The sequence below is a fragment of the Rhizobium sp. 42MFCr.1 genome (assembly GCF_000377185.1).
Lineage (GTDB): Bacteria > Pseudomonadota > Alphaproteobacteria > Rhizobiales > Rhizobiaceae > Rhizobium > Rhizobium altiplani.
Genome location: NZ_KB897887.1, coordinates 1 through 8,675 on the forward strand (window position 1 = coordinate 1; position 8,675 = coordinate 8,675).

The 8,675-nt window shown below is 58.5% G+C and carries 4 protein-coding genes and 7 pseudogenes; 2 read left to right on the plus strand and 9 right to left on the minus strand.

All coding sequences use genetic code 11. The annotated features are described in order from the left end of the window. The 5 genes and pseudogenes from C934_RS33090 to C934_RS33100 all read right to left on the minus strand — a co-directional run. Window positions 1-808 (minus strand): annotated as a pseudogene (locus tag C934_RS33090) (glucan 1,4-alpha-glucosidase); the annotation flags it as partial. Between the two features lie 35 nt (window positions 809-843). Further along, entirely contained in the window at window positions 844-1,401 is a 558-nt protein-coding gene (locus tag C934_RS0130975; RefSeq protein ID WP_018860385.1) for a GNAT family N-acetyltransferase, read from the minus strand. 142 nt (window positions 1,402-1,543) lie between these two features. Next, a pseudogene (locus C934_RS33095) lies at window positions 1,544-2,724 on the minus strand (GMC family oxidoreductase); the annotation flags it as partial. 51 nt (window positions 2,725-2,775) lie between these two features. After that, window positions 2,776-3,138 carry a VOC family protein gene (locus C934_RS0130985; RefSeq protein WP_018860386.1) on the minus strand — a complete coding sequence of 121 codons (363 nt, stop codon included), beginning with the start codon at window positions 3,136-3,138 and terminating at the stop codon, window positions 2,776-2,778. Then, window positions 3,135-3,515, minus strand: a pseudogene (locus tag C934_RS33100) (integrase core domain-containing protein); the annotation flags it as partial. The pseudogene C934_RS33100 and the gene C934_RS0130985, both read right to left, overlap by 4 nt. Before the next feature lie 220 nt (window positions 3,516-3,735). Here C934_RS33100 and C934_RS36575 point away from each other — a divergent pair. Beyond that, window positions 3,736-3,897 (plus strand): annotated as a pseudogene (locus C934_RS36575) (IS110 family transposase); the annotation flags it as partial. A 73-nt stretch (window positions 3,898-3,970) separates the two neighbouring features. On the opposite strand, the pseudogene C934_RS36095 reads toward C934_RS36575, so the two are convergent. Beyond that, window positions 3,971-4,243, minus strand: a pseudogene (locus C934_RS36095) (IS110 family transposase); the annotation flags it as partial. A 158-nt stretch (window positions 4,244-4,401) separates the two neighbouring features. Beyond that, window positions 4,402-6,768, minus strand: a complete 2,367-nt coding sequence (locus C934_RS33395) for an autotransporter family protein (RefSeq protein WP_018860389.1) — start codon at window positions 6,766-6,768, stop codon at window positions 4,402-4,404. 448 nt (window positions 6,769-7,216) lie between these two features. Between C934_RS33395 and C934_RS36580 the strand changes: the two are divergent. Beyond that, window positions 7,217-7,951 (plus strand): annotated as a pseudogene (locus C934_RS36580) (IS3 family transposase); the annotation flags it as partial. Between the two features lie 174 nt (window positions 7,952-8,125). Here the strand turns inward: C934_RS36580 and C934_RS0131015 are convergent. Both C934_RS0131015 and C934_RS33120 read right to left on the minus strand, forming a co-directional pair. After that, on the minus strand, window positions 8,126-8,338 hold the full coding sequence (locus tag C934_RS0131015) for a hypothetical protein (protein ID WP_018860392.1): 213 nt from the start codon (window positions 8,336-8,338) through the stop codon (window positions 8,126-8,128). 21 nt (window positions 8,339-8,359) lie between these two features. Continuing rightward, window positions 8,360-8,647: pseudogene (locus tag C934_RS33120) on the minus strand (LysR family transcriptional regulator substrate-binding protein); the annotation flags it as partial. Between the last annotated feature and the right edge of the window lie 28 nt (window positions 8,648-8,675).

Sequence of the window (8,675 nt, forward strand, 5' to 3'; positions counted from 1 at the left end):
TGTTGAAACCCCAAGGGATGGAAAGGCTCGCTATGATGGCGCCCGAGGCATCGTCACAGTGGGTGGCAAGCACACCTGTGCTGACGCGGTACCGGTTCAATTGGCCAGGTTCATGGGGCTCGTCGAGGGTAAGCAATCCCCCCTGCCAGTCCCGCCAGCCGTTACGAAAATGCCTCAGCGCCGACTCGACACCTTGTTCCAGGCTGAGTATGGCCCGAAAGGCAGCTTCCTCGGGTTGCGTGCCGAAGCCGATGGCGATCTGCACCCGCCCTTCAGTCGCCTCCATGTCGAGCGTCCCCGATAGCGCGACGTTGCCCGACGGCGCACAGTGGTATTCCTCCTTCAACCCCTCCCCGCGCGACAAAGCCTGCCAGCCATCGGAGAAGCCGACATAGCCCGCCGACCGCGCAAGCCAGGGGACAGAGGCAGCAATCGCAAGCGCCCTTCCCGAGCCCTCGGCGAAGAGCATGGGCCGACCCTTGAAATCACCATACCAGGCTGTGTTATCGGCGCCGCCATTGACGAGATGCGGCGCAATAAGTGCATGCACCCGGTAGTCGGAAAGCTTGCCGGTCAACGCCTCAAAACGGAGGTCCTGCAACACCACCTCGCGCTCAGGGTCTGAAAGGATGGTCTTTGAGATCCGATAGCGGCCGTCGTGGGCGGTGTTGACGAGACGAAACGCCGGAACACCGTCCTCGACCGCATGTACTTGGTGATCAGCGTCGCGCTTCTCCTCGGAAAAATAGCCGTCCGCCGTCACGATGAAGGGACCGCCGAACCGGTAATGTTGCCCCTGCCCGGGCATTCTTTTGCGCCCGTAGGCCGCCGCGAAACTCAACGCTAACCGCGCTCATCAAGCATGAGCGCCATGCGTATGGAATCGATAAATCGCCCATTGATCAATGTACCGCGTCTTTCTACCCCTTCACGGCGGAAACCCACGCGCTCGTAAAGAGCTATAGCGCGAGCGTTGTCGGCATGAACAAACAGTTCGATCCGGATTAAGCCCACGTCGTTTGCTGCATTTAAAGCCGCCTCCATCAAACGCTGCCCAAGTCGGTTACCGCGATAGGCGGGAATAATCCCCATTCCGAGCGATCCACGGTGCGATTGGGTCGGCCGGGAATGGCGAGTAATGTCGCACCAGCCAACGACCCGCCCCTTGTTGAGGGCGACGAACTGCGGATTGCCCTTGTCAATCATGCCGAGTACGAAGCTGCGCATCTCAGGAAATGGAGGGGCTTCCAGCCAAGTCAGATACTTTCGTTCCCGTGCGACAACGTCGAGCGCTGTGTGGAAACCTTCGATGTTTTCCGGCGCGATAGGAACGATATCTATTTTATCTGGTGTACACATCGTTTTGTCGGTTACCCCTTCCCATCGGACTGCAACCTTCATTCAAGCTCATACATCCTCGGATTGCAATCGGAAAGTCATCGCAAAAAGGTGACCGGTTGCCCGGTCACAGGTGGCACGGGCCATGTGTGAGCCCGAACCTCGCGGGAGGCCGGCCGCGCGACGGCGGCCGGATGGATTCCGCTTAAATCGTGCCCGTAGACATCTGATTGGCGATGTATTCCGCCTGACGAATCGCAAGCGAGACGATGGTCAACGTCGGGTTCTCCGCGCCGCCCGTCGTGAACTGACTGCCGTCGGACACGAACAGGTTCTTGATGTCGTGCGTCTGACCCCACTTGTTGACGACACCGTCCTGAGGTTTTTCGCTCATGCGGTTCGTGCCGAGGTTGTGGGTCGACGGATATGGCGGCGTCGGGAAAGATCTGGTAGCCCCGACCGCGGCATAGAGCGCCATCCCTTGATTATATCCATGATCGCGCATGGCGACATCGTTGGCGTGATCCGTGAACGACACATCTGGGATCGGCATGCCGTGTTGATCTTTCAGTTCCGCGTGAGTTTCACAGCATTCTGCTCCTGCGGCATGTCTTCGCCGACAATCCACATTCCCGCGATGTTGGCGTAGTCATCGAGCGCCGACGTGAAGGAGCGACCCCAGCCACCAGGATTGAGGAAGGCAGCCATGAATGGAAGGCCTAGCGACAAGGTCTCGAGCTCGTAGCCGCCGACAAAACCGCGCGACGGATCGTTCCTTGCTTCGTCGCGGATGACGCCTGCCATCGTCGTGCCACGGTACATGTGGACCGGCTTCTCGAAAACGGCGTACACCGATCCAGTGGTATGACGCATGTAGTTCTTACCGACTTGACCAGAAGAGTTGGCAAGTCCATCCGGAAACTTCGAGGAGTGCGAGTTCAAGAGCAGCCGAGGACTCTCGATCGAGTTGCCCGCGACCGCCACGATGCGTGCCTTCTGTTCTTGCAGTTTTCCGTCCTTGTCTGCGTATACGACTCCAGTGACTTTAGCGTTCTTGTCATGCTCAATTTTGACGACGTGGGAGTTTGGACGAACTTCAAGCTTGCCGGTGGCCTCACCTTTCGGAATTTCGGTGTAGAGCGTCGACCATTTTGCACCCCATTTGCATCCTTGGAAGCAAAAGCCCGTCTGCTGACAGCCCATGCGACCGTCCCGCTCGGCCGAGTTGATGGCCATGTGCCCAGTGTGACACTCCTTGTAACCCAGCTTGTCGGCGCCGGCTTTGAAGACCTTGAAGTTATTGTTGCCGGGTAGGCCCTCAATCCCGTTTGTCCGCGTGACGCCCATCTTGTCTTCTGCCCGAGCATAATAAGGCTCGAAATCGGCCTTGCCCGGTCAGACAACTTTTCCAAAGCCCCTTGAGGGCGACCGGTGAAGCTATTTGAAGCGGCCGTGCCGCTGCAGAACCTCGATGCGATAGCCATCGGGGTCGGTTACGAAAAAAAAGTGAGCAAGCAGGCTGCCTTCGCGATTGAAATCGATGATTTTTCCGGGTTCAACACCGGCGTCAGAAAGCCGGCGATGCTCCGCATCAAGCTCCGAGACCGAAACAGCGAAATGGCCGTATCCATCGCCTAGGGCATAAGGCTCCATTCGCTCCTTGTTGATCGTGAGCTCCAACTCGAACTCGCTCTCCGCATTGCTCAGGTATACGAGGGTGAACGTGTCGAACTCGAGCCTGTCTGCAACCTCAAGGCCGAAAACCTTGCTGTAGAACTTGACCTGCCACGGAACTTTCATCCAGCGGCGGCTAGAGTCCCGGCGGTTTTGAATACGCCAAGTGGCGCGGTGGTAGCAACCGGCGGAAACGCGAAGCTTTCATCTTGCGCAGCGTTGGAGCCGGTTGCGGCGATGGTCCCGGCATAGTCTGCTGGGGTCTGGTATCCGAGGGATGAGTGTGGCCGGAAATGATTATAATCGTCCGCCCATTCCGCGATGGCGCTCCGGGCGTGATCGAGGCCGAAGAACAGACTCTCGTTGAGTAGCTCATTGCGCATGCGCCCGTTGAAACTCTCGACATAGCCGTTCTGCATTGGCTTTCCCGGCGCGATGTAATGCCACTCGACCTTGTGATCCTTCGACCAGGCAAGGATGGCATTCGAGGTGAGTTCGGTGCCGTAGCACATTGGGAAGCTTGCTCTGCCGTGGCCGACGGCGCGCGAAGCCCTAACTAGCGCAGCGCGCCGTCCTTGTGGCCATGGCCGGCCGCAGGTCTCTAAAGTGAAGTTGTCGAGACAACACTCTGGAGCGTGACAGACCATGACCAAACACCTTTATAGCCCCACTGATGCCGTACTGGTAGCGATCGACATGTCCAAGCACCGTCAGGAGGTGCTGATGGAGCGGCCTGAAGGCGGACGCCGCCGCCGTATGACCGTGATGGCGACGAAGAATGACTATGACCGTCTTGTCGATGAACTTGCAGCGATCGGACGGCCAATCGTTGTTGGCTTTGAAGCCACCGGCAATTATCACCGAACCCTGGCACACCGGCTGCTGATGGCCGGGTTCCAATTGCGATTGATCTCCTCTGTGGCATTGGCACGAACTCGGGAGGCGCTTCACAAGGGCTGGGCACGAGGGATGGCGCCACCACCACGCAGTCATGCCCCAATTCGACAATCTGACGGTAAAGGCCGTAACCGGTCGGGCCTGCTTCGTAGCAAAAGTGAAGCTTGGCTCCGCGCTTGGAAAGTCTGTTGACCATCGACGTCACAGACGCCGGCTCCGAGGAGATGTCGCCAAAAAACCGCACCTCGCCGTTGCGCACTCCATCGGCAACCGCAACTGAAATCTTCGACTTGGATGTATCCAGGCCAATGAAAACTACGCTACCTTCTTTCATGGTTCGCCCTCGCTAAGCTTGGGGCTCGGCTCCGGCCAATCCAGAGCAACTCCCGAATTCAGCTTACCGCGGGGGCGGGCCACGCTCACCCCCAGAACATACGGTCTAATCCATCCTGGAGGAAATTACCCGTGGCAGGTCAAGGGGCCTCTACTGGTTTACCAGGTGACGTTCAAGCCGACTTTGCCGCTTGCCGCCCAAGCCATCCCATTGAAACTTGTCTGGTAGCTTGCAGCAGCAAAAAGCGAGACATTGTTGGCAATTTTGGCGTCAAGGCCAGCATCAATCGTGACCGAGGGACCGGAAAGATCCACCACGAAGGTCGCCGGGACAGTTCCTGAAAAGGTCGTTTCAGGTACGCCCAGGAACTCGTTCGAGATGCTCGTGCGCAGCCAGGCAGTCATGAGCGTGGGCGCGTTCGAGTTCAGTTCGGGTTTCCAGGTCTTTGCAACACGCAGTCCCATGCGGGCAACAAGGCTTTCATCATCCGACGCGCTGATGGTCGCTGCCCCGTCGCTGGCGTCGGCGATATTGATAGTCTGGTAGACCATTTGCGCCTGCGGTTCGGCGATCCAGCCGTCGCCGAGGCCAATCGGATAGCCGGCTTCCAGAGAAGCCGCAAAGCCAAATCCGTCAGTGGACAAGGAGAACGGGCGCACCGAGGCCGAGTCGAGATCGTACATCGTCCCCTGGAGGACTGCGTCGAGGTACCAACCTCCAGCGCCATAATGCGTCCAGTAACCTCCGATGCTGTAGCCGTTGAGCCGGTTCGTTCCAGCAAATTTCGAAAAGACATCGACATCGGAGCCAACCCTACCGATCGCGCCATAGATACCGGCAAGATCAGAGGCGCCATCGCTGCCTTCGCGGCCATACAGGTCGGAGCCGAACTGTACGGCATATAGGTTATAGTCCGTCTCCGGTGAACCGATCCTGTCCGAGCAAGTCTTATGTCCATGCTGGTCGACGACGCGGCCCCAGGCTGCCTGCTCTCGCTGCTCGCCACGGCGTTCATGGAGGGTATCCAGGATAGCCGAGCCGTAGACGACCGCAAATGCCGGATTGAACTTGTAAAGGCCGGCTTCCGGTCGAAACGCCGACGAATCTGCGGTTATCCCACCACCGCCGCCGCCTTCCCCACTACCGTCTCCTCCACCGCCACTACCGCCTTCGCCACCACCGCCGCCTCCCCCACTACCGTCTCCTCCACCGCCGCCGCCATCTCCAGTTCCATCTCCAGGATCGCCGGGGCAAATAGGACCGTCGCCAGTGCGCAGATACCAGTTTTCCGGGGAAGTGCCGTCGAGGCCGCTGCGGAAAAGGTGATACTCGAAGGCACCCGCCACGACAGGGGCGTCCTCCGGAATCGCGAAAGCATTGGGGACGGTGGTTGCTCCATTGGTCGCCTCGACGACGAGGATGCCGTTGCCGGTGGTTTCTCCGCCTGCGCCTCCGGCGTTCAGGATATTCACCGAAGTCCTGCCAGTCGCGGTCGCGCCAGCCCCGCTGATGATCAGCAGATCGGACGGCGACCCGTCCGTGCCAAGCACGGTATTGAGCTTGAGGGATCCTCCATTGCCAACATAGTTCCCGGCAATCGTCAGGCGGTCGCCGGTCGAAGCCGATCCAGTGAGGTCGATCGTGCCGGCATTCGTCACGGACGCCAACTGAGTTGATGCGAATGGCCGGACGGAGTTCTGGTCGCCCGACGCAAACAGGGTGCTGCTTGAATCGATCGTAAGTTCACCCGTGCCGGTCACTGAATCACCAAGCGTGAGCGCGCCGTTGCCGAGGTTGAGCGAGGAACCGTTCGTCAACTCGACCAACTCCCACAGGCTGAACCGACTAGGCCCGAACGCGTCGACATCGTCGAAGGTCAGCGTGTCGCCAGCCCCCTGCCCACCGGAAAGGCTGTTGAGGTTTCCGAAATCAAGACTGCTCGAGGGCAGTCCCTGGAGCAGGGCTGTGTCGGTGCCGTCCCCCATGTCTATGTTTCTGACGATTCCCCCCGTCCACGTCAGGTCGTCATTGCCGGTGCCTGCTCTGATGCCGTCGTTGAACAAGCCGCCGCTTACCTCAATAATATCCGCTCCGTCGCCGGTGCTGACGAATTGGTTTACAGTCCCGGCAAGGTTGATGAACGTGTCGTTGCCCGCTCCGAGGTCAACGCTTGCCCCGCTACCAGGGGTGGCCTCGCCTTGAATTGTCCCCGAATTCACGATTGTGTCGGCGCTCGTACCCGAGCTTCGGATTCCCTGGTTGATCATCGCCTCGGGCTCGTTGGTGATTGTGCTTGTACCGGAATTGGTTAGCCGGATGCCGTTGTTCACAGTCCGGCGGTTGGTGAAGGTAAGTTGGCTCGAGTTGAGGGTGACAAGTCCCAGGTTGACGTTGTTGTCGATGGTTACGCTGCCGCCATTGGTAACGGTCAACGGCCCATTGACGTTGCCGCCGGTGAAACGGAGATCGAGCGATCCGATATCGGTAAAGGTCAGGAACTGGTTGATATTGCCGGCACTCATCATGTCAAGAGTGCCTATTGCCGAGGCCGCAAACCCGTTGTTCAGATTGGCATTCGTCCGTACATCGACTGTTAGGCTACTTTGGCCACTTACAGAGTACGTGGTGTTTTGGCTGTCCGTGCAGATCACAGTATCGCCACTGGCCGGCACAGCCGGCACGCAGGCCGCCGACGCGGCCCGCGGCAAACACAATACGAGCGCTACAAGAGCGGTGACAATACTCGACCGCAGTCTGAGAAGATTGCCCTCGGGTGCCCGAACATGCTCACCAACAACAGCCATTGGAATAGTTCCCTCTCGAAACCATCGCCCGAATCGTCCCCAAGAAACCGTATTGCGGCAATTGAAATTTACAAGTCGTTTATTGTTACAGCGGCCGAGGAGCCGCAAAGACATATCGACTGGTGGCCTCAACTAAATCTCTGATTTGAGACGATTGAGGAGAGACGAAATTGCCAGGAAACGGCACACGGCAGAAGAGATGTTTGCGCATCTACGTCAGGTTTACGTGCTGACCTCGCAGGGGCGGTTCCGTCGATAGGCGTGAAGGAAGTTGCGTATTCCCGGTGAAGGGGCTGAAGGTGCTGGAGGCGGAGAACGCTTGGCTGTGGTGGGCGATCTCGGATCTGACGCTGACAAGATGATCCTGGTTGAGCTGCGCGGGGAAACTACAAAGCCCCGCGCGTCGCCGCGCCTGTGTGGATCGGGTGGTTGCTGAGCTTGGCGTGTTGGAACGACGGGCCGTGTCGGGTTCTGGGCCAAGACCCCATACACGCTGCGCGAGATCCCCACGCGACCTGACAATGAAGTGACCGCCCACATCATCGCGCTCACAACCGGTATGGGCCGCCACGGCTATCGTCTCACTGCGGCGATGGTGCATCGAGCCGGCTGGGCTGTGAACCGCAAAGCGCGTCGCGAGGATATGGCGACGTGAGGGGCTAAAGGTTCGCTAGAAGGCGCGGGTGGCTTTGGGGCAACGAGACCTCCCGCATCCGGCTTCGGCCTGAACAAAAACCGTGTCTGGTCTTACGATTTCGTTCATGATCGCACCCACAACGGAAAGAGCTTCCGCATGCTCAACGTCATCGACCAGTTCACGCAGGAATGCCTGACGATCAGGATCGGCCGGACGTTGAAAGTCGTCGACATGATCGACACGCTCGCGGACCAGTTCATCCTGCGCGCCCATAACCTCCTCCAGTGCTTCCTTCCTAACTGCTTCTCGGCACTGCTCTTGACTGATCTCGACTCAAACTTCGCATCTGCCTTGCCATCCCTTATTATTGTCCGCAGGTACGTCAAATTCTGAGCCATTAACCGCTTTCGAACTTCGATGGCGAAGGCTATTGCGACGAACTCAGCGCAAACCCGCTGACATGGGAATAACCTTTGCGCCATCCCTCAGCTGGTCCAGATAGTCGCTCCACCACTGAGCCATTTCGACACGCTCTTGCCAATGAGCGCCGCGATGATAGGCCGCACGGACCTTGTCATCGTCGCCGTGGGCAAGGGCGCGCTCGATTGCATCTGGATGCCACTTGCCGCTTTCGTTCAACAGTGTGGAAGCCATGGCTCGAAATCCATGCGTGCCCTACCGCCCTGCCCTTGCCAGCGACCGTGCGATGTCGACGATATCATCACGGCCAGCAGTTGGGTCTTTTTTGTTCCAGGCAATGCCAAGCCCGATCCGAAAGTCGATCCCGCTTACCTTCTTCAGCTCAAAGCCGCGATTGGGAAGATCAAGCGTCCATTCCGGCGCAAAGCCGATGCCAAGCCCGGCAGAGACCAGAGACACCAGCGCATAGGTGTCATCGCAGCTGAAGGCAATGTTGGCGGTGAGGTCGTATTCCGCAAACTTCTCATTGAAGTATCGCTCGGTTGTATAATCGCATTCCGTCCGTCAAGAG